Here is a 26,061-nt window from a genome sequence, read left to right as displayed (position 1 = left end):
CGGCTCGTCGTCCTGCCGGGGCCCAAGTGATCGTGGAGTCTGTTGACTCACGTGATCAGATTCGCGACAGGGGTGAATGGTTGTACGGCCGGTGAAAAACTCGTGCCGGAAATCTTCACGCGGCCGCGCGATCACCGGGGCCACCGGCAGAAGCCGGCGGCGCGGGCTCAGTCGAACCAGCGGTCCCGGGCCAACTCCTGCGTGCGTGACGGATCCTCCAGCAGCGCCGCCACCTCGAAGCGGCGTGGCCACTGGGCGGATGCCCAGGCCAGGCCCGCGGCCACGCCCTCCAGGGTGGCGGCGTGCAGGACGCCGTCGTCGGTCAGGCGCCAGTCGATCTCCACGCCGTCCACGACGAGTTCCTCGTGTTCGACGTATGAGGACGGGGTGCGCGGGCCGAGCAGGACCCGCACGGGCTCCGGCACCTCGTGCTCCGTGCCCTCGGAGTCCACCTCCCCGGTGACGGACTCGCTCAGCCTCCGTACCTGGAAGAGTTCGGCGAGGTCGGCGGCCCGGGTCGGGCGGACCGGCAGCAGGGGGACGCCTTCGGTGAAGGGCAGCAGGTCCGGGGAGTCCACCACCACGGCCTCGGCGGCGTCCACGACCTCCACGCGCCCGTCGACGACCGCGCGCAGCTCGTCCGGCAGGGTCACCTGCTCGGGGTCCAGGTCCGCCAGCGCGCCGTACAGGGCGTGCAGTTGGGCCGCTGTCACCGGCCGGTCCGGGTCGGCGAGCCGGTCCAGCAGCTCGGCCGCGCCGCCCGGCTCGTCGAGCAACGCGGCCACGGACGTCCGTACGCCCAGCGCCCGCAGCACCTGCTCGTCGTGGAAGCCGGTGGCGTCGGCCTCGTCGTACAGCCCCTCCAGCAGCGGGTCGCCGCCCGCCGCGCGCAGGCCGGCCGGGCGGCGGCCGCCGAGGACCGGGTGGCCGCGCAGCCACCACGCCGTGTACGGCCGTACGACCTCGTGGGTGCCGTCCGGCAGCAGGACGCGCACCGGCTGGACGATCGCGTCGCGCAGGGGCGGCCGCGACAGCAGGGCGAGCGCCTGGGGCCACTTGTCGTCGTCCACCAGCTCCAGATCGCGTACGGCGATGATCTCGGTCGCCACCGGTGGCACCGGGGAGTCCGGGAAGCGGTCGAGGACGTCCTCGCACCACACGTCGACGGCGTCCAGCAGGCCCGCGTCGTCGGGCTCGGGGAAGTCCCCGTCGCGGGGCTCCAGTTCGTCCGGGTCGAGGACGACGTCGGTGGCGCGGACGAGCGCGAAGTTCACCAGGACACCGCAGGCGGCCAGCGGCTGTTCGCCCCACTTGTCGGCCAGTTCGGCGTCCACGGCGGCGAGTTCACCCTCGCGCATGACCTGGGCGAAGGGGCCGGCGGGGAGGACGAGTTCGCAGGCGGGGGACAGTTCGCCCTCTTCGTCGGGGAGGGCCAGCGCACCGAGCCAGGGCTCGTCGCCGGGCTCCAGGCCCGCGTCGCGGACCAGGCCGAGCACGGTGTCGGCCAGCTCCTCGGCGTCGAGGGCGTCCTCCTCCCAGGTCACCCCGCCCTCGTCGTCGAGGGAGGCGGCCACGGCGGCGCGTACCTGCGGGGTGGTGAGCACCGCGCGGGGGCCGGCCGGCAGCGCGCCGAGCTTCTCCAGGATGGGGTGGGCGGCGTCCGGGTGGGTGACCTTCAGACCGAGCCGGGCCAGCACCTCCGGGTCGATGCGGGCGGCGTCGGGCGCGGGGAGGAGGACCTGCCGGGGGCCGATCGTCGTACGGCCGTCGGCGAGCGGGACCGGGAGGCCGGAGAGCCGGTCGGGGTCGACCCCGGCGAGACTGTCGTACAGCCGCCGCCACCAGCCGGGTTCCTTCTCCAGCCCGGCCAGCCGGTCGATCGCGTCGGTGAGCGGGACGCGGGCGACGCCCAGCGTGCGCAGCTCCGCGCGCCGCTCCAGCCCGGCGGGCAGCAGGGTGGGCAGCACCTCGGCGAGGACGCGTACCGTCTCCGCGCCCGCGCCCTCGACCACCTCGGCGTCCCGGGGCCGCAGGGATTCGGGGAGGTCGTCGGCGCCGTGGTCGCGGGGCTCGGCGGCGGGCGGCAGGAAGGAAATCCGCGGCAGCCGGTCGAGGATCGCCTGGCGCAGGGCGCCGTCCAGTTCGCCCTTGCCGAGCGGGCCGGGCACGAGGTCGATGATCCCGGCGGTCACCGGCCGCCAGTCGGCGAGCAGTTCGGCGTAGACGTCCGCCGCGCGCTGGACGAGGAAGTCGGTCAGCGGGCCGGGCGCCGCGTGCCGGCGGGTGGAGTCCAGCGGGAAGGACGCGACGAGCAGGGCCGGGACGCCGAGCGGCTCGTCGCTGGGGGTGGGGGCGTGGACGACGGGGCTCGTGCGGGGGCGGGCCGGGGCGCCGTCGGCTTCGACGGGCACGGCCCAGGTGACGGACCAGTGGGGCCGCAGCCGCTCCTCCACCGGCCGGTCGGCGAGGAGGCCGGGGGTGAGGGGGCCGTGGGCGGCGGCGGTGCGCCAGTGGGTGACGCCGTTGGCGGAGTCGTCGACGACGGTGAAGGGTCCGTCGGTGCGGCGGCCGACCGTGCGGGGGCTGTCGTCGCCGATCTCCACGACGACCTCGGACAAACCGGGCAGGGTGAGGAGCAGGGCGTCGTCGACCGCACGCAGCAGCCGCTCGGCGAGGTCGGCGGCGGCCGCGTCGCGCAGCGGCAGGATGACGGCCGTGTCGTACGGGTCGGGCGCGGTGCCCTCGGCGGCGAACGGCAGCCGCAGCAGCGGCACGTGCCCGTCGCGGCGGCGGATCTCGTCGCCCAGTCCGGGGCTGTGCCGGGCGACGTCGCCCGCGAGTTCGCGGGCCTCGGCCAGGGACCAGCGCACCCCGCCGTGCCGGCCGACGACGGCGGGCTCGTCGGTGACGGCGAGGACGGCGGCGAAGCCGACGCCGAACCGGCCCACGGAGGGGGTGTCCCGTTTGGCGGAGGCGCGCAGCGTGGACAGCGACTCGACACCGGCCGCGTCCAGCGGGGCGCCGGTGTTGGCGGCGACGAGGACGCCGTCGCGCAGGGTCAGCCGCAGCCGGCCGGGCACGCCGGCGCGGGCGGCGGCGTCGGCGGCGTTCTGGGCGAGTTCGACGACGAGCCGGTCCCGGTAGCCGCCGAGGACCAGGTCCTCCTCGGCGTTGGCGTCCTCACGGAACCGGGCGGGACTGGTGGCCCACGCGTCCAGCACCCCGCGACGCAGGCGTGCCGTACCGAACGGGTCCGCGCCCTCGGCGGCAGGCCGCACGAACTTGCTCACGTTCACTCTCCTCATCGGCGTGACGATGAAGGTATCGCGAGCGGCAGCCCCCGTGTCTCCGGCACCCGGGCGTCACCGGTGCCCCTGCGGACGCGCGTGCTACGAGTGTCCCAGCTGCGCCGAAGCCCGTCCCACGAGAGTGACCGAGCCGCGCCGCCCCGCCGACGACTCACCCCACGAGTGCCCGAGCCCGGCCGACCACTCATCCCACAAGTGCCCGACCCCGCCGGACGACTCGTCCTACGAGTGCCCCAGCTCCGCCGACGACTCGTCCTCCGTGACCGGGACCGAGCCCGAGTCCGCCGCGGGCCGCAGTGGGAACGGGTCGACCCGGGTCTCGTCGATCACCGGCGGGGCCGGCTGCGGCGGCTTCGGCATGACCGCGGCCTCGGAGTGGCCGCCGCAGCCGTACGCCAGCGACACGACCCGCCCGTCGGCCGGGGAGAACTCGTTGGCGCACACGCCGAAGGCCTGGCCGAGCGAGCCGCCGATACGGACGAGGAAACCGCAGCTCACACAGGAGGCAGGGGCCGCCTGGGCCATCGGGGTCTTCGGGCCGAACGCCTCCTCCCAGCGGTCGGCGGCGATGTGCAGGCCGTAGCGGGAGAGAACGCGGGCGCGGCGCAGCCCGAGTTCGTCGGCGACCGCCGCGATCGAGCCGCGCGGCGGGGCGGCCGGGAGGTCGGCCGGAGCGGCGGCGGTGACCTCGGCGTCCTCGGCCTCCGCCATGGCGGCCATCTCCGCGGAGATGGCGGAGTTCGGCGGCGGCTCGTCCTCGCCGGTCCAGCCCGGCTCCAGGCGCAGATCCTCGGCGTCGGTGGGGAGCAGGTCGCCGGGGCCCATGTCGCCGGGGCGCAGGCGCTCGCTCCACGGCACCCACTCGGGGGCGAGCAGCGCGTCGGGGCCGGGCAGCAGGACCGCCTCGTCCACTGTGACGATCTTGGCGCGGGAGGCGCGGGCCACCGTCACGGCCCAGCGCCAGCCGCGGTACCCGAGCTCCTTGCACTCGAAGAGGTGCGTGACGACGCGGTCGCCCTCGGAGACCAGACCCACGTGCTCGCCGACGACCCCCGGCGCGGCGGCCTCCTCGGCTGCGGCGCGAGCGAGGTCGACGGCCTCGGCGCACAGGCGGTCAGGGGTGCGGCTTCGCGTTGTCGCTGCGCTCACAGGTATCGCTTCTCTCCATACGCCGTCTCACGAGTGCGCCACTCCCAGCGCGGGGGGCGGACGGAGCGGACCGGGGGACCGCGTCGACGTCCGCGCCGAAACGTGCTCGGGCGCGCCTGCTCCATCCATTCTGCTGGATGGCTGAGATACGCACGCTACCCTTCCGCCGCACCATGCGTACACCGGCCGTTCCGTTCGCCGCTTCGCGGCGGGCGTTTCCCGCGGACCCGCCCGGCTCGGCCGACCGGAAAGTGCACCGCCATACGCGCGGTAACCGCACTACCCCCCGCCTTATCGGGGCACTATGAACGTCGTGGCAGCCGCGAGGACGCCCCAGGGCGCCGCCACCGGGACCGGTGGGCCGAAAGGGGTCAAGGGGAACAGGCGACGCAGCGGGCCGGGCCGCAACGGCGGCCCGCTCCGTGTGGTCGGCCGTGCCCTGCACTTCCCGGTGACCGGGACGGCCCGCGGAATCCGCAGGGCGACCCACGCGCACGGGGCCGGCGAGTCCGGCCTGGGCAAGCTGATCGAGCTGCACTGCGTGAACGGCGCCGGCGACGTCATGATCACCGTCGCGCTCGCGTCCACCGTGTTCTTCTCCGTGCCGACCGACGAGGCGCGCGGCCGGGTCGCGTTGTACCTGGCGATCACCATGGCGCCGTTCACGATCCTCGCGCCGGTGGTCGGCCCGCTCCTGGACCGCGTTCCGCACGGCCGCCGGGCGGCGATGGCCGCGGCGATGTTCGCCCGGGCGCTGCTCGCGCTGGTGCTGTCCGGCGCGGTCGTCACCGGCAGCATCCAGCTGTATCCGGCGGCGCTGGGCGTGCTCGTCGCCTCGAAGGCGTACGGGGTGGTCAGAAGCGCCGTCGTGCCGCGGCTGCTGCCGCCCCGGTTCTCCCTGGTGAAGGCCAACTCGCGGGTCACGCTGGGCGGGCTGCTGGCGACCGGGGTCGCGGCGCCGATCGGCGCGGGCCTGCAGCAGATCGGTCCGCGCTGGCCCCTGTACGGCGCGTGCGTCATCTTCCTCGCCGGAACGTTCCTGTCCTTCTCCCTGCCGCCGAAGGTCGACTCGGCCAAGGGCGAGGACACCGCGTTGCTCGCGGCGGACGAACAGCATCTGCACGGACCGCACCGCAAGCCGGTCAAGCGCCCCGGGCTGCGCACGGTCGGCCCGGCCGTCACCCACGCCCTGGGCGTCAACGCCGCCATCCGCTGCCTGTCCGGGTTCCTGATCTTCTTCCTGGCGTTCCTGCTGCGCGAGCACCCGATGACCGGGCAGAGCGCGGCGGTGTCGCTGGGCATGGTGGCGGTCTCGGCGGGCGCGGGCAACGCGCTCGGTACGGCGGTCGGGGCATGGCTGCGGTCCCGGGCGCCGGAGTTCATCATCGTGACGGTGGTGGCCTGTGTGCTGGGCGCGGCGATCACCGCCGCGGTCTTCTTCGGGGCGGTGCTGGTGGCGTGCCTGGCGGCGGTCGCCGGTTTCGCGCAGGCCCTCGCCAAGCTGTCCCTGGACGCGCTGATCCAGCGGGACGTGCCCGAACTGGTCCGCACGTCGGCGTTCGCGCGCTCCGAGACGCTGCTGCAGATGGCGTGGGTGCTGGGCGGTGCGATCGGCATCGCCATGCCGCTGAACGGCACGCTCGGCCTGGCGGTCGGCGCCGCCATCGTCGGCACGGGCTGGCTGACCACGGTCCGCGGCCTGATCGGCTCGGCCCGCCGAGGGGGCGCGACACGACCGCGCGTGGCCTGAGGGGGACGGCGCAGTCCGCAGGGCAGGAGGAATCCGCAGGGCACAGCGGAATGCGCAGGGGAGCGGGATCCGCACGGCTCAGCGGGATCCACCGGGACGGCCCGCCCCCGCCCGCCCGACCACCGCACGCAGGCCGGCCGACCCAGCCCGCGACCAGGGCACCACACGCCCCCGCCTGCCCCGACAGGCGCCGCGACAAGACCTGCCGCACGGCCTCCGCACCCGCCGGCTCAGCCCACCGCAGGGGCGCCGCATGGCCGGGCGCGACCCGAAGGGCGGGCCCAGAGGGACCTGCCGGAATGGCCCCGCCCCCGCCTGCCCCGACAGGCGCCGCGACAAGACCTGCCGCACGGCCTCCGCACCCGCCGGCTCAGCCCACCGCAGGGGCGCCGCATGGCCGGGCGCGACCCGAAGGGCGGGCCCAGAGGGACCTGCCGGAATGGCCCCGCCCCCGCCTGCCCCGACAGGCGCCGCGACAAGACCTGCCGCCCCTGCCCCGACGGGCGCCGCGACGAGACCTGCGGGCGCCGCGACAGAAACGCGCCACGGCCTCCCGCACCCGCCCGACCACCGTCCCGGGCCGGCCGGCCCGGCCCCACCAAGGCGCCGCACCACCGCACCTGGCGTAACCGGCGGAGTAACGGTACGGGCACGCCGTACCCCACGTGGGAGGACCGTGCGGAGCGCCCGATAGCCTTCGGGCATGACCTCCCAGCGTTCCCGTCGCGCCGCAGCCGCTCTCGGCGCCGTTTCCGCCGGACTCCTCGTCCTGTCCGCCTGTGACAAGCCGACGCCGATCGCCACCGTCACGTTCGGCAAGACCTCGGTGAGTGCCGAGGCCAAGTGCTACGAGGACGACCTCAGCCGCGAGCAGGCGACCAAGTGCGCCATGCGGAAGGCCTCGGACACCATCAAGGTGGAGCAGGGCGAGACCCTGCGCGTCGGGGTCGACCCGGAGATCGCGGACGAGGGCTGGGCCCTGTGGATCAACGGCCAGCAGGCGACCGACACGTTCAACAAGACGTACTACTCGTTCCAGGGCGCGGACCTCTTCGCCAGCCAGCAGGGCCAGGCCCCGCAGAAGCACCTGTACATCAGCATCGTCGAGCAGAACAAGGCCGGCTCGGAGTTCAAGGGCGTGTGGAACTTCAAGCTCGAGAACGCCGACGCCTGATCCGCCCGTGCCGATGCGCGTCCTCGTCGCCACCGCCGTCCCCGCCGAACGGGACGCGGTGGCCCGGGCCTTCGCGCGCGCGGGCCGGGAGGTCCGGCTCCCCGCGGTGACGCTGTACCGGTACGACGGGACGGACGCGGGCAGCGGGCACGACCTGCTGGCCGCCGGTGTCGGCCCCGCCCTGGCCGCCGCCGGCACGGCCACCGCGCTGACCGCGGCCGCCCTGGACGGCCGCCCCTACGGCCTGGTCGTCTCCGCCGGTATCGCCGGCGGTTTCCCGCCGCACGCCCCGGTCGGCTCCCTCGTCGTCGCCGACGAGATCACCGCGGCCGACCTGGGCGCCGAGACGGCCGACGGGTTCCTCCCGGTGACGGACCTCGGCTTCGGGACCGTCACCCACCGCCCGCCCGAGGCACTCGTCCGGCAGGCCGCCGCCGCCACCGGGGCGCGCACCGGGGCCGTGCTCACCGGGTCGACCGTGACCGGCACGGCCGCCCGAGCCGCCGAGCTCCGCGCGCGGCACCCCGGCGCCCTCGCCGAGGCGATGGAGGGCTTCGGTGTCGCCGAGGCGGCCGCCGCGCACGGGGTGCCCGTGCTGGAGGTGCGGGCGGTGTCCAATCCCGTCGGCCCCCGAGACCGCGCCGCCTGGCGCATCGCTGACGCCCTGGCCGCCCTGACGGAGGCCTTCGGGAAGCTCGCGCCCGTCCTGGAGGGTTGGACATCGCATGACCGCTGACCGGCTTCGGATCGCCTACTCCCCCTGCCCCAACGACACCTTCGTCTTCGACGCGCTGGCCCACGGCCGCGTCCCCGGCGCCCCCGCCCTGGACGTGACGTTCGCGGACATCGACGTCACCAACGGCATGGCCGAGCGCGGCGAGCTCGACGTGCTGAAGGTGTCGTACGCCGTGCTGCCGTACGTCCTGGACGACTACGCGCTGCTGCCCTGCGGGGGCGCGCTGGGCCGGGGCTGCGGGCCGCTGGTGCTCACGCGGGAGCCGGGTGTCGACCTCACCGGACGAACGGTCGCCGTGCCGAGCGAGCGGTCGACGGCCTATCTGCTGTTCCGGCTGTGGGCGGCGGACACGCTCGGAGTCACGAGGGGCGGGCCCGAGGAACCCTCGGTCGAGGGTGGTCGCGGGAGGCGGGCCGGCGGGGTCGGGGAGATCGTCGTGATGCCGTTCCACGAGATCATGCCGGCCGTGCGGGACGGGAAGGTCGACGCGGGCCTCGTCATCCACGAGGCGCGGTTCACGTACCGGACGTACGGCCTGCACAAGCTGGCCGACATGGGCGAGCACTGGGAGCACACCACCGGGCTGCCGATCCCGCTCGGTGCGATCATCGCCAAGCGGTCCCTGGGCGCGCCGACGCTGCGGCTGCTCGCCGACTCCATCCGTGCGTCCGTACGGGCGGCCTGGGACGACCCGGAGGCGTCCCGTCCGTACGTCATGGAGCACGCCCAGGAGATGGACCCGGCCGTCGCCGACCAGCACATCGGGCTGTACGTCAACGAGTTCACCGCCGGCCTCGGCGAGGACGGCTACGCGGCCGTGCGCGGGCTGCTGACACGCGCGGCGGCCGAGGGGCTGGTACCGCCCCTCGGCCCGGGCGCGCTGCGTTTCCCGTAGACCGGATCTACAGACCGGATCTAGACGTCGAGCTGGTCGGCGACCGCCCGCAGCAGGCCGGCGATCTTCTTGCCGGAGGCCCTTTCGGGGTAGCGGCCCTTCTCGAGCATCGGGGTGATGTTCTCCAGGAGGGTCGTCAGGTCCTGGACGATGGAGGCCAGCTCGTCGGGCTTCTTGCGCTGCGCGGCGGCGACCGACGGGGTCGGGTCGAGCAGGGTCAGGGAGAGCGCCTGGTCGCCGCGCTGCCCGGCGACCACACCGAACTCCACGCGCTGACCCGGCTTGAGCGTCTCGACTCCGGCGGGGAGGACCGAGGAATGAACGAAGACGTCACCGCCGTCGTCGCGGGAGAGAAAGCCGAAGCCCTTCTCGCTGTTGAACCACTTGACCTTGCCGGTAGGCACGTCTGTCCTCGTCCTCGTACTCGTCGGAAAACTGCTACGGAAACGGCTCTTGATAGCACTCGGGCGGGCCGTCGGGACCCGCCGGTTCCAAGGCTAATGCTCTTCAGGCCGGTGACAAGACGTCACCCGGTTGTTCCTTCGCGCTGGGAACTACCCTGGTCGGGTGCGTGACAAAACCCAAACGAATTCCGCCGCGCCCGGTGACCGTCTGGTCCGCGCCGGTGCCGTCGTCTTCTTCATCGGTGCCGTGGCCACCCTGGTCACGGTGGCCCCGCTGTTCCTCGGGACGACGCCCTTTCCCACCTACATGTTCGGATTGAGCATGCTCATGGCGGTCGGATTCCTGATCGCCGGTGCGGGTGTGCTGCGTTCGGTCGCGGCCGGACGGCGTCAGGCGCGCTCCGGGCGGTAGTCCGGCCCGCCGAGGTGGTCGGAGAACCAGCCGGGGAATGCGGTCAGGTCGGTGAGGACGACGTCGGCGCCGGCCGCGCGCAGTTCCTCGGCCGGGCAGGGGCCCGTGGCCACCGCGACCGACAGGGCGTCGGCGACCCGGGCGCCGCGCACGTCCCCCACGTGGTCGCCGACGTAGACGGCCGCTTCGTGTTCGCGCAGCGCCTCCGCCTTCTGCTCCGCCCACAGGTCGCCGATCACGGCGTCCGGCTCGATCCCGAGGTGGGCCAGGTGCAGTTTGGCGTTGGGCTCGTACTTCGCGGTCACGACGATCGCCCGCCCACCGGCGTTCCGTACCGCGTCGACGGCCTCGCGGGCGCCGGGCATCGCGGGGGTCGCGGTGACGGCGATCGCCGGGTACATCGCGCGGTAGAGGTCGGCGACGGCTTCGACCTCGTCGGCCGGGAACCAATGGATCAGCTCCTGCGCGAGCGGCGGACCGAGCCGGGTGACCGCCAGATCGGCGTCGATGTACGTCCCCGTCCGCTCGGACAGCGCCTGGTAGCAGGCGCGGATGCCGGGCCGGGAGTCGATGAGCGTCATGTCGAGGTCGAACCCGACGGTCGGCGCGGACGAGGGCGCGGGCAAGGTCGAGAAGGCCATATGGGCCATTGTGCCCAGGCGGTACGACAACCAGGCCTGTCCCCCGTGTGAGCTACCTGTGCCGCTGCGAGCGCCACACCAGGAACAGCGCCGACGCCACGGCCGCGCCCCGCACCACCCACGGCCAGGTCCCGGCGACCGCGTCGTTCATGTGCCCCTCGGGGATGGGGTCTCCCCAGCGGCCCTCGGTGCGGCCCCACAGCCACACCAGGCCGGCCGTGACCGCGAGCCCGGGCAGGCCCATGACCGCCCACTTGCGCTCCGGCTGGGTGAGCCGGCGCGAGGTGTAGGCGATGGCCCAGCCCACCAGCAGGCCGAACCAGTTCCCGAGCACGGCGCCCGCGACGAGCAGCAGGGCGGCGAGCAGCAGCAGCGGATTGCTCCAGCCTCCGGCGGGCAGCCTCGGCATCCTGCGGCGCGCGGCCGGGGCCTCGACGGGCTCCTGCACGGCCTGCGCCGGCTCCCCGGCGGCCTCCTTCTCCACCGCCTCCGCCGGCGCCTGCTTGCGCGGCGGAGGCTTGAGCAGCTCCGGGACCTCCACGCCGCCCACGAACCCGGGGACGTCGTCGCCGAGCGCGAGGGGGCCGTTGTCCACCCGCCACCAGTCCGGCTGGGCGGCGCCGTCCCCGAGCTCGTGCGCCGCCGCCAGGTGCGGCGGGGACGGGGCGTCGGCGGGCGACGGCTCCTCGGGCCGCTCCGCGCGGGCCGGACGGGGACGCGGTACGACACGCCGCAGCACACCCCTGGAGCGTTCGGCGGGCTCCTTCGGCTCACGGTCGGCCTGGGTGCGCTGGACGGGGACGGCGGCGGCCGGGGAGGGGGCCGCGCCGCCGGTTGCGGAGTCCTCGGCGGCGGCCACGACCTCGTGGGGGCTGCCGAGCCGGTTCAGGATGCGGCGGACGGCGGCGGGACTGTCCACGGGTGCCTTCGCCCGGCGCCGGTCGATCTCGTCGCGCAGGTGCGCGACCAGGCGCATGCGGGCGGCCGACGGCAGCTGCCGCTGCTGCGCCACGTCACCGACGCGGCTCAGATACTCGTAGACGACCTGGTCGCTCTCGATCCCCACGAAGTCCCTCCGGGGGTTGGCGCGTTCGAACCCGTGGGATGACGGTATCGCGTGTGAGCGGGTGCCCGGGGTCCGTGGGGCCGCCGACCAAGGGCCGGGCGCGCCGGGAGCGGGGAACGCCCCGCGCCTGGCGAACGGAGCCGGCCCCACCGCCGTACCCACCCGCTACCGTGGACCGGATGAGCACCGAGGAGACCCCCGCGGCCCCCCGTTCCCTCGCGGAAGCACTCCGCGCGCGGGGCGACGACGCCCTGGCCGCCCTCCTGCGCAGCCGCCCCGACCTCATCACGCCCGTCCCCACCGACCTGACGCAGCTCGCCACCCGCGCCGGGACCCGCGCCTCGGTCGTGCGCGCCCTGGAGCGGCTGGACCGGTTCGCGCTGCAGACGGCGGAGGCGCTGGCCGTGGCGGGGGACCCGGCGACGTACGGGGACCTGCTCGGTCTCATGGCGGGGGACGACCACGACCCCGCCGTCGCCGCCGCCCTGCCGCGCGCTCTCGGCACCCTGCGCGAGCAGGCCCTGGTATGGGGCGACCGGCTGCGGCTGGTCCGCACGGCACGGGAGCTGCTCGCGCCGTCCCCGCAGCACCCCTCTCCGACCGGGCTGGGGCCCACCGTCCAGGAGGCCACCGCCGGGATGTCCCCGGGCCGCATCCAGGAGATCGTCACCGCCGCCGGGCTGCCCTCCACGCACGACTCGGTCTCCGCCGTGGCCGCCCTGACCGCCCTGTTCACGGACCGCGAGCGGATGGCGGCGCTGCTCGCGGGGGCCCCCGCCGACTCGGTCGACGTGCTGGAGCGCCTGGTGTGGGGGCCGCCGTACGGGCAGGTCACGGCCGATCCGGCGCCCCGGCTGCGCTGGCTGCTGGACCGGGGGCTGCTGCTGCCGACCGCGCCCGGGACGGTCGTCCTGCCGCGCGAGGTGGCGCTGCACCTGCGGCGGGGCCGCGCGCACCGCACGCCCGAGCCGGTGCCGCCGCCCGTGGAGGCCACCGCCACCCACCGTCCGCAGATGGTGGACGCGACGGCGGCCGGGCAGGCCTACACCGCGCTGGCGACCGTCGAGGAACTGCTGAAGGACTGGGACGAGGGCGGCCCGGCCGTGCTGCGGGCCGGCGGGCTGAGCGTGCGGGACCTGAAGCGGACCGCCGTCGCCCTCGACGTGTCCGAGCCGGTCGCCGCGTTCTGGGTGGAACTGGCGTACGCGGCGGGACTGATCGCCCCCGACGGGGAGGCCGACGAACGGTACGCCGCGACCCCGGCGTGCGACGACTGGCGCGAACTGCCCGCAGCCGAGCGCTGGGCGCGGCTGGCCACGGCCTGGCTGGCCGGCACCCGGACGGCCGGGCTGGTCGGCGGACGGGACGCGAAGGACCGTACGCTCTCGGCGCTGGGGCCGGGACTGGACCGGTCGGCGGCGCCCGAGGTGCGCTACCGGGTGCTGACGCTGCTGGCCGGGCTGCCGGAGGGTGCCGCGCCGGCCGCCGAGTCCGTGCTGGCCCGGCTGCGGTGGGAGCGGCCGCTGCGCGGGCCGCAGCAGGACGACGATCTGCGCGCCCGGCTCGCCCGCTGGACGCTGTCGGAGGCGGAACTGCTGGGCGTCACGGGGCGCGGAGCGCTGTCGGCGCACGGGCGGGCCCTGCTCGGCGCGCCCGCGCCCACGGCACCGCCAGAGCAGCCCGAGGCACCGCCGGAGCAGCCCGAGGGGCCCGGCGACAAGCTGCCCGTCCACCACCGGCCCGTCCCCGCCCTCGCGCCCCTCGCCCCCGCCGAACAGGCCACGGCCTCCGCGACCGCCGCCCGGCTGCTCGCGCCGCTGCTGCCCGAGCCGCTCGACCACGTCCTGCTCCAGGCGGACCTGACGGCGGTGGCGCCCGGCCCGCTGCGACGGCCCCTCGCGGACATGCTCGGCGTCCTCGCCGACGTCGAGTCCAAGGGCGGGGCCACCGTCTACCGGTTCACGCCCGGCTCGGTGCGGCGCGCCCTGGACGCCGGGCAGACCGCCGCCGACCTGCACGCCTTCCTCGCCGCGCACTCCCGTACGCCGGTGCCGCAGCCGTTGACGTACCTGATCGACGACGTCGCCCGCCGCCACGGGCATCTGCGGGTGGGCGCGGCCTCGGCCTATGTGCGCTGCGACGACGACGCCGTGCTGAACGAGATCCTCGCCGACAAACGCGCCGCCGGTCTCGGGCTGCGCCGCCTCGCCCCGACCGTGCTGGCCGCGCGGGCCGACCCGGCCGGGCTGCTGGAGGGCCTGCGGGCGATGGGCTTCGCTCCGGCCGCCGAGTCGGCGGAGGGCGACGTGCTGATCACCCGTGCGCACGCCCACCGCACGCCGCCCCGTACGCCTCCCGAGCCGGTGCCGGACGGGCCGCCGGTCCCCGACGACACCCTCCTCGCCGCCGCCGTCCGCGCCATCCGGGCCGGCGACCTCGCCTCCACCGCGCCGCGCAAGCAGTCCGGGACCTCCGCCGTCGCGGGCGGCGAGCTGCCGCGCACGTCCTCCGCCGAGACCCTGGCCACCATGCAGGCGGCCGTCCTGACCGGCGATTCCCTGTGGATCGGCTACGTCAACGCCGAAGGCGCCGCCAGCCAGCGCGTCGTCGCCCCGATCCGCGTCGAGGGCGGCTTCGTGACGGCGTACGACCACACCGCGGACGAGGTCCGCACGTATCCGCTGCACCGGATCACGGGGGTCGCGGAGCTCGCCGACGGCGACCGCTGAGGCCCGGAAGGATCACTCGTCCGGGTGTGCGCCGGGCGCCCTGCCGGCCGCGCCGGAGACTTCGCACCCGCGGGCGATCCTGCTCGGCGTGTCGCATTCCGCGTGGGCCAGGGGGCAGCCACCGGGTGTCCTGACCGGACCCGGACGCCCCGCGGGGCCGGGTCAGAAAGGGCCGGCTCCCCAGGCCCTCCCAGCTCCCCGCCCATGCCGTCGCCGTGTCGGCCGCCGCGCTGGTGACCACCGCCGCCCTCCTCGCGGCGCTCACGCCCGAGGTCTCGGCGGCCCCCGGCCGCGCTGACGCTCGCGTTCGCCGGGGCCGAGATCCTGAGGGAGCGGGGCGCGTCCGGTGGCTGTCCCCGTCGATCCGGACGACTCGGCGTGGCGGACCAGCCGGCCCACCAGGGCGGCGGACGGGCCGCGGAAGACCTCGGCCCGGCGGCCGAGCCGGCGCTCGCCGGTGACGAGCGGAGCGGACCGCTCGCAGCGGTGCGCATCGCTCCGGGCCACCCACCGGGGTGAAGAGACATCCTCCACGACGGGTGGCGCACGCCACCCCGGCCCACGGAAGGATCAGGCACACTGGACGTTTGGCCGCGCCGTCTGGCCTACGAAAGGGTGCCGCGCGTGAATGGTCCGCTCATCGTCCAGTCCGACAAGACCCTGCTCCTGGAAGTCGACCACGAGCAGGCCGACGACTGCCGTCGGGCGATCGCGCCGTTCGCGGAGCTGGAGCGGGCTCCGGAGCACATCCACACCTACCGGGTGACCCCGCTGGGCCTGTGGAACGCCCGGGCCGCGGGCCATGACGCCGAGCAGGTCGTGGACGCGCTGGTGGAGTACAGCCGCTACCCGGTGCCGCACGCGCTGCTCGTCGACATCGCCGAGACGATGGACCGCTACGGCCGGCTGTCCCTGGTCAAGCACCCGGCGCACGGGCTGGTGCTGACCAGCACCGACCGGCCGGTGCTGGAGGAGGTCCTGCGCTCGAAGCGGATCGCGCCCCTGGTCGGCGCCCGCATCGACCCGGACAGCGTCGCCGTGCACCCCTCCGAGCGGGGGCAGATCAAGCAGGTGCTGCTGAAGCTGGGCTGGCCCGCCGAGGACCTCGCCGGGTACGTGGACGGCGAGGCGCACCCGATCGAGCTGCGCGAGGACGGCTGGGCCCTGCGGCCCTACCAGAAGCAGGCCGTGGAGAACTTCTGGCACGGCGGGTCGGGCGTGGTCGTCCTGCCCTGTGGTGCCGGGAAGACGCTGGTCGGCGCCGGGGCGATGGCGCAGGCGAAGTCCACGACGCTGATCCTCGTCACGAACACCGTCTCGGCGCGGCAGTGGAAGCACGAACTGGTCAAGCGCACGAGCCTGACCGAGGACGAGATCGGCGAGTACAGCGGGACCAAGAAGGAGATCCGGCCCGTCACCATCGCCACCTACCAGGTGCTGACGACCAAGCGGAAGGGCGTCTACCCCCACCTGGAGCTGTTCGACTCCCGGGACTGGGGGCTGATCGTCTACGACGAGGTGCACCTGCTGCCCGCGCCGGTGTTCAAGTTCACCGCGGACCTCCAGGCGCGGCGGCGGCTCGGCCTGACCGCGACGCTGGTGCGGGAGGACGGCCGCGAGTCGGACGTGTTCTCGCTGATCGGCCCCAAGCGGTTCGACGCGCCCTGGAAGGAGATCGAGGCGCAGGGCTACATCGCGCCCGCCGACTGCGTGGAGGTCCGGGTGAACCTCACGGACTCCGAGCGGCTCGCGTACGCCACCGCCGAGACCGAGGAGAAGTACCGCTTCTGCGCGACGACCGACACCAAGCGGAAGGTCACGGAGGCGATCGTCCGCCGCTTCGCGGGCCAGCAGATCCTGGTGATCGGGCAGTACATCGACCAGCTCGACGAACTGGGCGAGCACCTGGGCGCGCCGGTGATCAAGGGCGAGACGTCCAACGCGCAGCGGGAGAAGCTGTTCGACGCCTTCCGGGAGGGCGAGATCAGCGTGCTGGTGGTGTCCAAGGTCGCGAACTTCTCGATCGACCTGCCGGAGGCGACGGTCGCCGTCCAGGTGTCGGGCACGTTCGGGTCGCGGCAGGAGGAGGCCCAGCGGCTCGGCCGGGTGCTGCGTCCCAAGGCGGACGGGCACCAGGCGCACTTCTACTCGGTGGTGGCCCGGGACACCATCGACCAGGACTTCGCGGCCCACCGCCAGCGCTTCCTGGCGGAACAGGGGTACGCCTACCGGATCATGGACGCGGACGAGCTGCTGGCGGAGGGCGAACCGGGCAGGTGAGGCCCGCTCTGCTTGCAGGTCCTGCCGGTCCTGCCGTCGTACCGGACGCCGTCCGGGCAAAGGTGCCGGGTCACGTGCGGCGGACGCCGGCCTCCGTGCCGTACTCACCGAGGACGATCACGTCGAAGGCGGCGCCGACGAACACCCGGACGGCTCGCAGGGCTTCGCCGAACGGGTGACGGTGGCTGCCGGTCGCGCCGGACGGCCGGGCCGGTGCCGGGGCGGGGGAGATGGTTGCTGCGCTCATGTCCCCATGGTGGATTCCCGGACATAAGGAGAGCATCGGCCTGCGGGGCGAACCCGCGTACCCCGCTCGTACGCCTGTGGGCCGATCCACCCCCCTCAGGTAGGACGGCTCCGTCCCCTAGGGGACGGAGAAAACGGTTGGCCCTCGCACTGCCGGCCGTCCTAGAATCCCCGCTTCTCCCCGCCTCCCTCACGGAGTGCCGCCGACCGCTCGGAAACCGGCCGGCAACCGCAGCCATCCACGCAGCCGGCCCTCGGAGGCACCCCCGTGTCCACGCCCGTCGACGATCCTCTGTCCCGTGAACGCTCCCACCTCGCCGCGTCCCGGGCCGCCCTGCGCGCCATGCGGGAGGACGTCGAGTCCCTCGACATCAGCGACGTCACCGCGAACTGGGTCAACGCCCAGGTGCTGGCCCACCAGATCGAGGAGCGCGTCAAGGCCCTGGCCGACCTCAGCGACACCCCGCTGTTCTTCGGCCGGCTCGACTACCTGCACGCGCCCGGAGCCGAGCAGGCCGAGGGTGCGGAAGGGGAGTCGTTCTACATCGGGCGCAGGCATGTGCACGACGCGGACGGCGACCCGATGGTGATCGACTGGCGTGCGCCGGTCTCACAGCCGTTCTACCGGGCCTCCAAGAAGGACCCGATGGACATCGCGCTGCGCCGCCGCTTCGGCTACACGGGCGGCGAGCTCACGGCCTACGAGGACGAGCACCTGTCCGACCCGGCCGAGGCGGCCACAGCCAGCAAGCTGCTCCAGCACGAGATCGAGCGGCCGCGCGTCGGCCCGATGCGCGACATCGTCGCGACCATCCAGCCGGAGCAGGACGAGATCGTCCGCAGCGGCCTGGCCGGGTCGCTGTGCGTCCAGGGCGGCCCGGGCACCGGGAAGACCGCCGTCGGCCTGCACCGGGTCGCCTACCTGCTGTACGCCCACCGCGAGCGGCTCGCCCGTACCGGCACGCTGGTCATCGGCCCGAACCGGTCCTTCCTGCACTACATCGAGCAGGTGCTGCCCGCGCTGGGCGAACTGACGGTCGAACAGGCCACGGTGGCCGATCTGGTGGGTCACGTGGAGGTGCGCGGCACGGACGACGCGGCGGCCGCGCTCGTCAAGGGCGACGCGCGGATGGCCGAGGTGCTGCGCCGGGCCCTGTACGCGCACGTGACGGTGCCCACCGAACCGGTCGTGGTCGTGCGCGGCTCCCGCCGCTGGCGCGTCCCGGCGTACGAACTGCAGGACATCGTCCGCGAGTTGCTGGACCGCGGCATCCGGTACGGCGCCGCCCGCGAGGCCCTGCCGCAACGCATCGCGCACGCCGTGCTGGTGCAGATGGAGCGGTCGGGCGAGGCGCCGGACGACCGGGTGCAGGACGCGGTGGCCCGCAACAGCGCGGTGAAGGCGGCCGTGAAGGCGATCTGGCCGGCCGTCGACCCGGCGAAGCTCGTGCTGCGCCTGCTGTCGGACCCGGACTTCCTCGCGGAACACGCCGACGGCCTCCTGACCGAGGAGGAGCGGAAAGCGATCCTGTGGACCAAACCGGCCCGGTCGGTGAAGTCCGCGAAGTGGTCGCCCGCGGACGCGGTGCTGATCGACGAGGCCACGGACCTCGTCCAGCGCACCCCCTCCCTGGGGCACGTGGTCCTCGACGAGGCGCAGGACCTCTCCCCCATGCAGTACCGGGCGGTGGGCCGCCGCTGCACCACGGGGTCGGCGACGGTCCTCGGCGACCTCGCGCAGGGCACCACGCCGTGGGCGACGCGGAGCTGGCCGGAGGCGCTGGCCCACCTGGGCAAGCCGGAGGCGGTGGTCGAGGAGCTGACGGCCGGTTTCCGCGTCCCGACCGACGTCATCGCCTACGCCTCGCGGCTGCTCCCGCACATCGCCCCGGACCTGACCCCGGTCGCGTCGATCCGTGAGAACCCGGGCTTCTTCGAGGTCCGCGCGATCACGGGCACCGCCGAAGTCGTCGACGCCTGCCGGGAGTCGCTGCGCCACGAGGGCTCCACCGGCCTGATCGCCGCCGACGCCCGGATCCCGGAGCTCGCCGAGGCCCTCACGGCGGCCGGCATCGGCTACCTCGGCCCGGGCGAGGAGACGACGCCCGACACCCGGCTGACCCTGGTCCCGGCGTCCCTCGCCAAGGGTCTGGAGTACGACTACGTGGTGCTGGACGAGCCCCGCGCGATCGTCGACGGCGAACCGGACGAACGCACCGGCCTACGCCGCCTGTACGTGACCCTGACCCGAGCCGTCTCCGGCCTGACGGTGACCCACGCGGCCCCTCTGCCGCCGCAGCTGACCCAGCCGCCTGCGGACGGTCGCGCCGTCTAGCTGCGCGCGGTCGCGCACGCGGTGGCCCGGCTGCGGGCATGCCTGCCGCTGGGGAGGCACGGGCGCGGCGGCAACCCCGCAACGCCGAGATACCGGCTGCGGACATGCGTGCCGCCAGGGCGTCACGGGTGGGCGCAGCGGCACCCCGCGACGCCGGGTCGCGCACCCTCCGGCCTCGGCGCCGACGCCGGACACCGCTCGGCCGGGCCTCAGCACGCGTCCAGCACAGCCCGCCACTCCGCCACGGCCTCCGCCGACACCGGTGCCTGCCAGCCCCCGGGCCGGGCCGCCCCGCCGATGTGGAAGCCGTCGACCCCGGCGGCACGCAGCACCGGCACATGGTCGAGCCGCAGCCCGCCGCCCACCAACAACTGCTGCTCGTACCCCGGCTGCCCACGCCGCTCCGCCTCGGCGAGCAGCGTGGGGAGCCCGTCGTCCACCCCGCCCGCCGACCCGGCCGTCAGGTACGTGTCCAGCCCCGGCAGCCCGTCTAGCTGCTTGCGCAGCGCGTCCCGGTCGGCGGCCCGGTCGATCGCCCGGTGGAAGGTCCACGCGCAGCCGTCCAGCACGCCCACGACCCGCTCGACGGTGTCCAGGTCGACCCGCCCGTCGGAGTCGAGGAAGCCGAGCACGAACTCCTCCGCCCCGGCCTCGCGCAGCTCACCGACGGTGCGGACCAGCCGGTCGACGTCCCCGGCGTCCCCGGCGGCGAAACCGTCCGCGCGCCGCAGCATGATGCGCGCCCGGATGTCGACCGCGGCACGGATCCCGGCGACGGTCCCGGCCGACGGGGTGAGCCCGTCGGCCGCCATGTCGGTGACCAGTTCGAGGCGGTCCGCGCCTCCGGCCTGGGCGGCGACCGCGTCCTCGACGTCGAGGGCGATCACCTCCAGGACTGCACGCTTGCTCATGGGACCCCCTTCGGTTGCCGGTACAGGTCTAGTCCAATCTACAGGTCTAGTCCACCCGTACCCCCGAAGCCACCGCGGGATCCCTCACCCGAAGATGTTCAGCTCCCCCTCCTCCACCCCCGCCAGCTCGTACGACGCCCCGCCCACCGGCCGCCCCGCGTACAGCCGTACCAGCGTGGGCGCGTCCCCGATGTACCGCGCGGGCGGCCGGTCCCCCGCCGCGTCGCCCAGCCGGAGCGGCTCGTCCAGGTCGTCGAGGTCGGCGTGCAGCGGCAGGTGGCCCTTCTCACGGGTGACCTGGGCGAGCAGCGTCAGCGCGTACGGCAGCGAGTCGCCCGCGTACGCCCCGGGCTCCCCGAACGCCTCCCGCACGTCACCGGCGTGCACCCACTCGCCCAGCGCGACCGCGTCCAGCACTCCGCCCGCCTCGGCGATCACCGGTCCGGCCTCGGTCATCCCGCGTTCGAGCTCGTCGACGATCTGCGCGTGGGTCCAGCCGGCCCGTTCGGCGATGTCCCGGTCGTTCGCCTCGGGCGAGAACACGCCCTTCTCCAACCGGCTCTCCACCACCCGCGTCAGCGCGGCCGAGCAGTGCGCCAGCACATCCCGCACCGTCCAGCCCGGGCACGCGGCGGCCGGCCGCGCGAAGTCCTCCTCGGCCCTGGCACGCAGCAACGGGATCAACGCGTCCCGCTCGGCGGTCAGCAACCGCCCGGGCAGCTCGGGGTCTCGTACCTCGTACACATCCGCTGGAGTCGTCATGGACTCCACGCTAGGGGCCCGGACGCACCTGGCGGGAGAATGACCCCATGCCCGATCCCGAAGCCCTGCGCGTCCGCTTCGTCCGCACCCTGGAGGCAGCCCGGGGCGCCGCCGGCGGTCCGGACCCCGTGCCGTACGCCGACAACCTGCTGGCCCGCTGGCAGGAGCCGCAGCGGCGGTACCACACGCTCGCCCACCTCACGGCGGTGCTGGACCACGTCGACGTCCTGGAGCGGTACGCGGCGGACCCCGACGTGGTGCGTCTGGCCGCCTGGTTCCACGACGCCGTGTACCTGCCCGACCGTTCCGAGAACGAGGAGCGTTCGGCCCGCCTCGCCGAACGCGCCCTGCCCGAGGCCGGACTGGGCGGCGAGAAGACGGCGGAGGTGGCCCGCCTGGTCCGGCTGACCGTCGGCCACGACCCGGCCGGAGACGACCCCGACGGCCAGGTCCTGTGCGACGCCGACCTCGCGGTCCTCGCCTCGCCCCCGTCCTCGTACGCCGCCTACACCGCCGCCGTCCGCGAGGAGTACCACTTCGTCCCGCCCGACGCATTCCGCGCGGGCCGCTCCGCCGTCCTGCGCCAACTCCTGGACCTGCCACGGCTCTTCCACACCCCGCACGGCCGGGAGCAATGGGAGGCGACGGCCCGCTACAACCTGCGGGCCGAGCTGGAAATGCTGTCGACCTGAGGGCGGCGCCCGCCTAGCCTCGCCGTATGCACGACTTGGGCGGGGCACAGGTGGAAGAGGCCGTCGCGGACTGCGTGGCGCTGCTCAGGACGGTCACGGACCGGGACTGGGAGACGGTGCGGGCCGGGCGGCTGGAGTGGGACTGCCGGGCGACGGCGGCGCACATCGCGAGCGACCTCATCGCGTACGCGGGACAGCTGGCGGGCCGGGCCCAGGACGCCTACGTCCCGTTCGAGATCTCCCTCGACGAGGGCACCGGCAACGCCGGGATCCTGGACGTGATCGAGACGACCGGCGCCCTGCTCGCCGCCGCTGTGCGCACCACCCCCCGCGGGGTCCGCGCCTTCCACCCGTACCCCTTCCGCAGCGCCGACCGCGTGGGCTTCGCCGCGATGGGCGCGGCCGAGGTCCTGCTGCACACGCACGACATCGCCGAGGGCCTGGGGGTGGCGTACGAACCGCCCGCCGGGCTGTGCACGTTCGTCCTGACCCGGATCTTCCCGCATGTGCAGCCCGGCCCCTCCCCGTGGCAGACCCTGCTGTGGGCCACCGGCCGCGGCGACCTGCCCGGCCGCGCGCCGGTCACCGAGTGGCGCTGGTACAACAGCCCGTTGCTCCGCACCGACCGGCTCACGCTCGAAGGCGTCGCCCCGGCGGCCGCCATCGACCTGTCGACGGGCGGCGACGGCGGCTTCGAGTGGCTCACCGGCGGGCCGATCGACGGCACCCGGGAGGGCGCCGGAATGATGGTCAAGCAGTACGAGACCGGGGTGCTGCGCCCGGAGTGGGGCATGTACGCGCTGGTGCGCCGCGAGGACGGGCGCGCGGTCGGCGCGATGGGCTTCCACGGCGCGCCGGACGAGGACGGCCGGGTCGAGGTCGGCTACGACCTCGTCGAGGACGCCCGCGGCCACGGCTACGCCACCGAGGCGCTGCGCGCGCTGTCGGCGTGGGCTCTGGCGCGGGACGGCGTACGGGCCGTCACCGCGGTGGTCGACCGGGCCAACGTCCCCTCGCAGAACGTCGTCGCCCGCGCCGGCTTCGCCCTGGTCGCCCAGGACGCCGCGGAGGACGAGCAGTTCGTCTACGAGCTGCGCGCGTCCGGGGACTGAGCGCGCCCCTTGGGCCGGCGCAGCCCCGCCGCGTGCAGCAGCCGCACCACCTCGCGGCTGCTGACCTGGACGGCTCCGGCGCGCACCGCGTCCGCGTAGCGCTGGGCGGGAAGGTCGTAGTGGTCGCGTTCGAAGGCGCGCCGGGGCACGCCCAGTCCCTCGGCGAACGCGTGGAGTTCGTCGAAGGAGACGTCGCTGATCACGTGGGACCACATCCGGCCGTGTCCGGGCCAGGTGGGCGGGTCGATGTAGACGGTCACCGCATCCTCACGAGGAGGGCGCCCGGCCGGTGGCCTCTCCCAGCGCCCCGACCGCCGCGACCTTCACGCCCGCCTTGTGGCACACCCAGTGGGGGTCGGGCCCGAGTTCGGGCTCGACGTCCAGCGCGTGCGGGTCGCCCGAGCCGCACACCGAGCACAGCGGCCAGCGGCCGTACCGCTCCAGCAGGGCGTCCTGCACGTCCTGCGCGACCAGCCCGGCCAGGTAGGCGGCGCCCTCCGGCCACTGTTCGACCCACCACCGCCGCTCGGCGACGGACTTCTCGACCAGGGAGACCACGTCCGCCTCGGCGACCTCGCGCGCGACCAGGTCGGCGAGCACCAGGGCACGTGCCGCGTGCAACGCCTGTTCCAGGGGGCTGACGGGGTTGCCGATGGGTTCCATGCACCCATTGTGCGCACGCTTGACCACCACGCCGAGCCGAAAATATCTTTCACATGTGACCGAGCATGTGAAGGAAAGTTTCGCAAGCGAGCGCGGCGGCTCCTCCCGCACAGGCCTGACGCCTCCCGCGCCCGCCGCCCTCGCGGCCAAAGTACGCACGCTGGCCCCGTCGATGACCCGTTCCATGCAGCGGGTCGCCGAGGCCGTCGCGAGCGATCCGGCCGGCTGCGCGGCCCTCACGGTCACCGGCCTCGCCGAACGCACCGGCACCAGCGAGGCGACCGTCGTACGCACCGCCCGCCTGCTCGGCTATCCGGGCTACCGCGACCTGCGCCTCGCGCTCGCCGGCCTGGCCGCCCAGCAGCAGTCGGGCCGGGCGCCCGCGATCACAACGGACATCGCGGTGGACGACCCGATCGCGGACGTAGTGGCGAAGCTGGCCTACGACGAGCAGCAGACCCTCGCCGACACCGCCGCGGGACTCGACACCGCCCAGCTCGGCGCGGCGGTCGCGGCGCTGGCCACCGCCCGTCGCACCGACGTGTACGGCATCGGCGCCTCCGGCCTGGTCGCCCAGGACCTCACGCAGAAACTGCTGCGGATAGGGCTGATAGCCCACGCGCCCGGCGACCCGCACCTCGCCGTCACCAACGCCGTGCAACTGCGCGCGGGCGACGTGGCCCTTGCCATCACGCACTCCGGGTCGACGGGCGACGTGATCGAGCCGCTGCGCGTCGCCTTCGAGCGCGGGGCGACGACCGTGGCGATCACCGGGCGGCCCGGCAGCGCGGTCACCCAGTACGCCGACCACGTGCTGACCACGTCCACGGCGAGGGAGAGCGAGCTGCGGCCGGCCGCCATGTCCTCCCGGACGAGTCAACTCCTGGTCGTGGACTGCCTGTTCGTGGGAGTGGCGCAGCGGACCTACGAGACGGAGGCGCCGGCGCTGTCGGCGTCGTACGAGGCGTTGGCCCATCGGCACCGCAGTGCCTCCCGGTAACACCGCACCTCCTCGGAACCACCGGAAAGAGCCGTCCATGATTTCCCCGTCCGACCCCCGAGACCTCCGCGTGCAACTGGAGTCCCTCACCACCGAGGCGTTCCGCCCCGAATTGGCCGGCATCGACCGCCTGCCCACCCTCGACATCGCCCGGCTCATGAACGACGAGGACGCGACCGTGGCCGGCGCGGTCGCGCGGCGGCTGCCGGAGATCGCCGCCGCCATCGACGCCCTGGCCGCGCGGATGGCGCGCGGCGGGCGGCTGGTCTACGCGGGCGCGGGCACCGCGGGCCGGCTCGGCGTCCTGGACGCCTCCGAGTGCCCGCCGACGTTCAACACCGACCCCGCGCAGGTCGTGGGTCTCATCGCGGGCGGCCCGCAGGCCCTGGTCACCTCCGTCGAGGGCGCGGAGGACTCCGGGGAGCTGGCCGGGGCGGACCTCGACGCGCTGCGGGTGGGGCCCGACGACACGGTCGTCGGCATCTCCGCCTCCGGCCGCACCCCCTACGCGATCGGCGCGGTGGAGCACGCCCGGGCGCGCGGGGCCCTGACCATCGGCCTGGCCTGCAACTCCGGCAGCGCGCTGGCGGCCGCCGCCGACCACGGCATCGAGACCGTCGTCGGCCCGGAACTGCTCACCGGCTCCACCCGCCTGAAGGCCGGCACGGCCCAGAAACTCGTCCTCAACATGCTCTCGACGATCACGATGATCCGGCTGGGCAAGACGTACGGGAACCTGATGGTCGACGTCCGGGCCTCCAACGACAAGCTGCGCGCCCGCTCCCGCCGGATCGTCGCCCTGGCCACAGGCGCCGGCGAGGACGAGATCGAACGGGCCCTGGCGGCCACGGACGGCGAGGTCAAGAACGCGATCCTCACCATCCTCGCCGAGGTGGACGGCCCCACGGCCGCCCGCCTCCTGCAGGAGTCCGACGGCCACCTGCGGGCGGCACTGGCGGCGGCGACGGGCTGAGCCGCCCCTCCTCCTCCAACGCGCTCTGGCGTTCCGGCACTTGGCCTGTGCCGGAACGCCAGAGCGCGTTGACGGTGTCCCCCGTGGCCGCTAGTCTCAGATTTGCCAGTCCCGAGAGATTGAGAGTGACTCCCCATGGCTGTCCACATTCACGTGTCGCTGCCCGACGCGGAGGTCCAGACCCGGACCGTCGGCAACGACGTGCACATCGACATCCGGCCGATCGCCCGTGAGGAGCAGTCGACGGAGACGCAGCCCGGCGACCTCGCCCCGTTGATCCAGGCGAACGCCCTGAAGGCCGGCGAGACCCTGTACTGGTCGCGCCCCAAGCTCGGAGTGCGGCACACGGCGACCGTTCTCCCCAATGGATGGATCCGGTTCGAGGGCAAGGCCTACCGGTCACCGTCCGGTGCGGCCGTGGCCGCGACCGGCGGCTCGCAGGCCAACGGCTGGACGGCCTGGCGGCGCGAGAAGGACGGCGTGATCATCGGCTCACTGCGCCCCTGATCCGCGGGGAGCCGGCTGCACTCGCCCTCATCATGGACAGGCTTCCGCGACGGTGGGGCGAAGGGTTGTACAGCTGACGATCACCCCTCATTCACCCTCGTCCGACCTCCCGGTTGACCTGCCGCACCCTGGCCCGCAGCGTCTCGCCCACGGGCAGGGAGCGCAGCACCTCGGCCAGGTGCTCCGCCGTCCGTACGTTGCACCGCCCCAGCTCGACCAGGGCGAACGGCTCGTCGCTCGCCCCGGTCACCGGGTCGACGCCGAGCGACGGCAGCACGACACCGACCCCCTTGAGAGGGTCCCGCAGCGACTCCAC

The 26,061-nt window shown here is 74.5% G+C and carries 24 protein-coding genes; 13 read left to right on the top strand and 11 right to left on the bottom strand.

Annotated elements, in window-relative coordinates:
- Nucleotides 1-167 precede the first annotated feature (167 nt).
- On the bottom strand, nucleotides 168-3,290 hold the full coding sequence (locus ACFPZJ_RS21240; protein ID WP_381023894.1) for a sacsin N-terminal ATP-binding-like domain-containing protein: 3,123 nt from the start codon (nucleotides 3,288-3,290) through the stop codon (nucleotides 168-170).
- 240 nt (nucleotides 3,291-3,530) lie between these two features.
- A complete protein-coding gene (locus ACFPZJ_RS21235) occupies nucleotides 3,531-4,457 on the bottom strand; it encodes a DUF3027 domain-containing protein (protein WP_381023890.1) in 927 nt (308 codons plus the stop codon).
- A 313-nt stretch (nucleotides 4,458-4,770) separates the two neighbouring features.
- On the opposite strand from ACFPZJ_RS21235, the gene ACFPZJ_RS21230 reads away from it, so the two are divergent.
- The 4 genes from ACFPZJ_RS21230 to ACFPZJ_RS21215 all read left to right on the top strand — a co-directional run bounded on the left by ACFPZJ_RS21230 (nucleotide 4,771) and on the right by ACFPZJ_RS21215 (nucleotide 9,012).
- Nucleotides 4,771-6,207 carry an MFS transporter gene (locus ACFPZJ_RS21230; protein WP_381023887.1) on the top strand — a complete coding sequence of 479 codons (1,437 nt, stop codon included), beginning with the start codon at nucleotides 4,771-4,773 and terminating at the stop codon, nucleotides 6,205-6,207.
- Between the two features lie 703 nt (nucleotides 6,208-6,910).
- On the top strand, nucleotides 6,911-7,381 hold the full coding sequence (locus ACFPZJ_RS21225; protein WP_381023884.1) for a hypothetical protein: 471 nt from the start codon (nucleotides 6,911-6,913) through the stop codon (nucleotides 7,379-7,381).
- Between the two features lie 13 nt (nucleotides 7,382-7,394).
- Nucleotides 7,395-8,117, top strand: a complete 723-nt coding sequence (locus tag ACFPZJ_RS21220; RefSeq protein ID WP_381024633.1) for a futalosine hydrolase — start codon at nucleotides 7,395-7,397, stop codon at nucleotides 8,115-8,117.
- Complete coding sequence (locus ACFPZJ_RS21215) at nucleotides 8,107-9,012, top strand: 1,4-dihydroxy-6-naphthoate synthase (protein ID WP_381023882.1); 906 nt, start codon at nucleotides 8,107-8,109, stop codon at nucleotides 9,010-9,012. The genes ACFPZJ_RS21220 and ACFPZJ_RS21215 overlap by 11 nt, the downstream gene beginning before the upstream one ends.
- A gap of 20 nt (nucleotides 9,013-9,032) precedes the next feature.
- Here ACFPZJ_RS21215 and ACFPZJ_RS21210 read toward each other — a convergent pair whose 3' ends face one another.
- A complete protein-coding gene (locus ACFPZJ_RS21210; protein WP_365822972.1) occupies nucleotides 9,033-9,416 on the bottom strand; it encodes a cold-shock protein in 384 nt (127 codons plus the stop codon).
- A 163-nt stretch (nucleotides 9,417-9,579) separates the two neighbouring features.
- On the opposite strand from ACFPZJ_RS21210, the gene ACFPZJ_RS21205 reads away from it, so the two are divergent.
- The gene (locus ACFPZJ_RS21205; protein WP_381023880.1) at nucleotides 9,580-9,828 is read left to right on the top strand and encodes a hypothetical protein; all 249 of its coding nucleotides are present in this window, start codon (nucleotides 9,580-9,582) and stop codon (nucleotides 9,826-9,828) included.
- On the opposite strand, the gene ACFPZJ_RS21200 is transcribed toward ACFPZJ_RS21205, so the two are convergent.
- Nucleotides 9,807-10,469: an HAD family hydrolase gene (locus tag ACFPZJ_RS21200; protein ID WP_381023878.1), complete on the bottom strand. Its 663-nt coding sequence runs from the start codon at nucleotides 10,467-10,469 to the stop codon at nucleotides 9,807-9,809. The genes ACFPZJ_RS21205 and ACFPZJ_RS21200 overlap by 22 nt on opposite strands.
- Before the next feature lie 52 nt (nucleotides 10,470-10,521).
- On the bottom strand, nucleotides 10,522-11,535 hold the full coding sequence (locus ACFPZJ_RS21195; RefSeq protein ID WP_381023875.1) for a hypothetical protein: 1,014 nt from the start codon (nucleotides 11,533-11,535) through the stop codon (nucleotides 10,522-10,524).
- 179 nt (nucleotides 11,536-11,714) lie between these two features.
- On the opposite strand from ACFPZJ_RS21195, the gene ACFPZJ_RS21190 reads away from it, so the two are divergent.
- Nucleotides 11,715-14,264: a helicase-associated domain-containing protein gene (locus tag ACFPZJ_RS21190; protein WP_381023873.1), complete on the top strand. Its 2,550-nt coding sequence runs from the start codon at nucleotides 11,715-11,717 to the stop codon at nucleotides 14,262-14,264.
- A gap of 624 nt (nucleotides 14,265-14,888) precedes the next feature.
- Nucleotides 14,889-16,544 carry a DNA repair helicase XPB gene (locus ACFPZJ_RS21185; protein ID WP_381023870.1) on the top strand — a complete coding sequence of 552 codons (1,656 nt, stop codon included), beginning with the start codon at nucleotides 14,889-14,891 and terminating at the stop codon, nucleotides 16,542-16,544.
- Between the two features lie 70 nt (nucleotides 16,545-16,614).
- On the opposite strand, the gene ACFPZJ_RS21180 is transcribed toward ACFPZJ_RS21185, so the two are convergent.
- The gene (locus tag ACFPZJ_RS21180; protein WP_381023868.1) at nucleotides 16,615-16,791 is read right to left on the bottom strand and encodes a hypothetical protein; all 177 of its coding nucleotides are present in this window, start codon (nucleotides 16,789-16,791) and stop codon (nucleotides 16,615-16,617) included.
- Between the two features lie 267 nt (nucleotides 16,792-17,058).
- On the opposite strand from ACFPZJ_RS21180, the gene ACFPZJ_RS21175 reads away from it, so the two are divergent.
- The gene (locus ACFPZJ_RS21175) at nucleotides 17,059-19,125 is read left to right on the top strand and encodes a HelD family protein (protein ID WP_381023866.1); all 2,067 of its coding nucleotides are present in this window, start codon (nucleotides 17,059-17,061) and stop codon (nucleotides 19,123-19,125) included.
- A gap of 209 nt (nucleotides 19,126-19,334) precedes the next feature.
- Here ACFPZJ_RS21175 and ACFPZJ_RS21170 read toward each other — a convergent pair whose 3' ends face one another.
- Both ACFPZJ_RS21170 and ACFPZJ_RS21165 read right to left on the bottom strand, forming a co-directional pair.
- Nucleotides 19,335-20,036: a copper homeostasis protein CutC gene (locus tag ACFPZJ_RS21170; RefSeq protein WP_381023863.1), complete on the bottom strand. Its 702-nt coding sequence runs from the start codon at nucleotides 20,034-20,036 to the stop codon at nucleotides 19,335-19,337.
- Between the two features lie 84 nt (nucleotides 20,037-20,120).
- Nucleotides 20,121-20,798 (bottom strand): maleylpyruvate isomerase family mycothiol-dependent enzyme, encoded by a 678-nt coding sequence (locus ACFPZJ_RS21165; protein WP_381023860.1) that lies wholly within the window; start codon nucleotides 20,796-20,798, stop codon nucleotides 20,121-20,123.
- A 47-nt stretch (nucleotides 20,799-20,845) separates the two neighbouring features.
- Here ACFPZJ_RS21165 and ACFPZJ_RS21160 point away from each other — a divergent pair, with 47 nt between their 5' ends.
- Complete coding sequence (locus ACFPZJ_RS21160) at nucleotides 20,846-21,490, top strand: HD domain-containing protein (protein ID WP_381023858.1); 645 nt, start codon at nucleotides 20,846-20,848, stop codon at nucleotides 21,488-21,490.
- A 26-nt stretch (nucleotides 21,491-21,516) separates the two neighbouring features.
- On the top strand, nucleotides 21,517-22,602 hold the full coding sequence (locus ACFPZJ_RS21155; protein WP_381023856.1) for a GNAT family N-acetyltransferase: 1,086 nt from the start codon (nucleotides 21,517-21,519) through the stop codon (nucleotides 22,600-22,602).
- On the opposite strand, the gene ACFPZJ_RS21150 is transcribed toward ACFPZJ_RS21155, so the two are convergent.
- A complete protein-coding gene (locus ACFPZJ_RS21150) occupies nucleotides 22,575-22,862 on the bottom strand; it encodes a DUF4031 domain-containing protein (RefSeq protein ID WP_381023854.1) in 288 nt (95 codons plus the stop codon). The genes ACFPZJ_RS21155 and ACFPZJ_RS21150 overlap by 28 nt on opposite strands.
- Nucleotides 22,863-22,869: 7 nt before the next feature.
- Entirely contained in the window at nucleotides 22,870-23,265 is a 396-nt protein-coding gene (locus ACFPZJ_RS21145) for a hypothetical protein (protein ID WP_381023851.1), read from the bottom strand.
- Between the two features lie 55 nt (nucleotides 23,266-23,320).
- Between ACFPZJ_RS21145 and ACFPZJ_RS21140 the strand changes: the two genes are divergently transcribed.
- The 3 genes from ACFPZJ_RS21140 to ACFPZJ_RS21130 all read left to right on the top strand — a co-directional run bounded on the left by ACFPZJ_RS21140 (nucleotide 23,321) and on the right by ACFPZJ_RS21130 (nucleotide 25,745).
- Nucleotides 23,321-24,265, top strand: a complete 945-nt coding sequence (locus ACFPZJ_RS21140; RefSeq protein ID WP_381023848.1) for a MurR/RpiR family transcriptional regulator — start codon at nucleotides 23,321-23,323, stop codon at nucleotides 24,263-24,265.
- Nucleotides 24,266-24,302: 37 nt separating this feature from the next.
- Nucleotides 24,303-25,238 carry an N-acetylmuramic acid 6-phosphate etherase gene (murQ, locus tag ACFPZJ_RS21135; protein WP_381023845.1) on the top strand — a complete coding sequence of 312 codons (936 nt, stop codon included), beginning with the start codon at nucleotides 24,303-24,305 and terminating at the stop codon, nucleotides 25,236-25,238.
- 135 nt (nucleotides 25,239-25,373) lie between these two features.
- Entirely contained in the window at nucleotides 25,374-25,745 is a 372-nt protein-coding gene (locus ACFPZJ_RS21130; protein WP_381023844.1) for a restriction system modified-DNA reader domain-containing protein, read from the top strand.
- Between the two features lie 91 nt (nucleotides 25,746-25,836).
- On the opposite strand, the gene ACFPZJ_RS21125 is transcribed toward ACFPZJ_RS21130, so the two are convergent.
- Nucleotides 25,837-26,061, bottom strand: coding sequence for a hypothetical protein (locus ACFPZJ_RS21125; RefSeq protein ID WP_381023841.1), 225 nt, complete (start codon nucleotides 26,059-26,061; stop codon nucleotides 25,837-25,839).

Source organism: Streptomyces bullii (assembly GCF_042657145.1).
Taxonomy (GTDB): domain Bacteria; phylum Actinomycetota; class Actinomycetes; order Streptomycetales; family Streptomycetaceae; genus Streptomyces; species Streptomyces bullii.
This window is presented reverse-complemented; position numbering and strand designations above follow the sequence as displayed.

Bases quoted from the DNA above. Each gene is read 5' to 3' on its own strand.
- ACFPZJ_RS21225 (WP_381023884.1), top strand. From the start codon at position 6,911: ATGACCTCCCAGCGTTCCCGTCGCGCCGCAGCCGCTCTCGGCGCCGTT.
- ACFPZJ_RS21220 (WP_381024633.1), top strand. From the start codon at position 7,395: ATGCGCGTCCTCGTCGCCACCGCCGTCCCCGCCGAACGGGACGCGGTG.
- ACFPZJ_RS21215 (WP_381023882.1), top strand. From the start codon at position 8,107: ATGACCGCTGACCGGCTTCGGATCGCCTACTCCCCCTGCCCCAACGAC.
- ACFPZJ_RS21200 (WP_381023878.1), bottom strand. From the start codon at position 10,469: ATGGCCTTCTCGACCTTGCCCGCGCCCTCGTCCGCGCCGACCGTCGGG.
- ACFPZJ_RS21190 (WP_381023873.1), top strand. From the start codon at position 11,715: ATGAGCACCGAGGAGACCCCCGCGGCCCCCCGTTCCCTCGCGGAAGCA.
- ACFPZJ_RS21180 (WP_381023868.1), bottom strand. From the start codon at position 16,791: ATGAGCGCAGCAACCATCTCCCCCGCCCCGGCACCGGCCCGGCCGTCC.
- ACFPZJ_RS21170 (WP_381023863.1), bottom strand. From the start codon at position 20,036: ATGAGCAAGCGTGCAGTCCTGGAGGTGATCGCCCTCGACGTCGAGGAC.
- ACFPZJ_RS21165 (WP_381023860.1), bottom strand. From the start codon at position 20,798: ATGACGACTCCAGCGGATGTGTACGAGGTACGAGACCCCGAGCTGCCC.
- ACFPZJ_RS21160 (WP_381023858.1), top strand. From the start codon at position 20,846: ATGCCCGATCCCGAAGCCCTGCGCGTCCGCTTCGTCCGCACCCTGGAG.
- ACFPZJ_RS21155 (WP_381023856.1), top strand. From the start codon at position 21,517: ATGCACGACTTGGGCGGGGCACAGGTGGAAGAGGCCGTCGCGGACTGC.
- ACFPZJ_RS21145 (WP_381023851.1), bottom strand. From the start codon at position 23,265: ATGGAACCCATCGGCAACCCCGTCAGCCCCCTGGAACAGGCGTTGCAC.
- murQ (WP_381023845.1), top strand. From the start codon at position 24,303: ATGATTTCCCCGTCCGACCCCCGAGACCTCCGCGTGCAACTGGAGTCC.
- ACFPZJ_RS21130 (WP_381023844.1), top strand. From the start codon at position 25,374: ATGGCTGTCCACATTCACGTGTCGCTGCCCGACGCGGAGGTCCAGACC.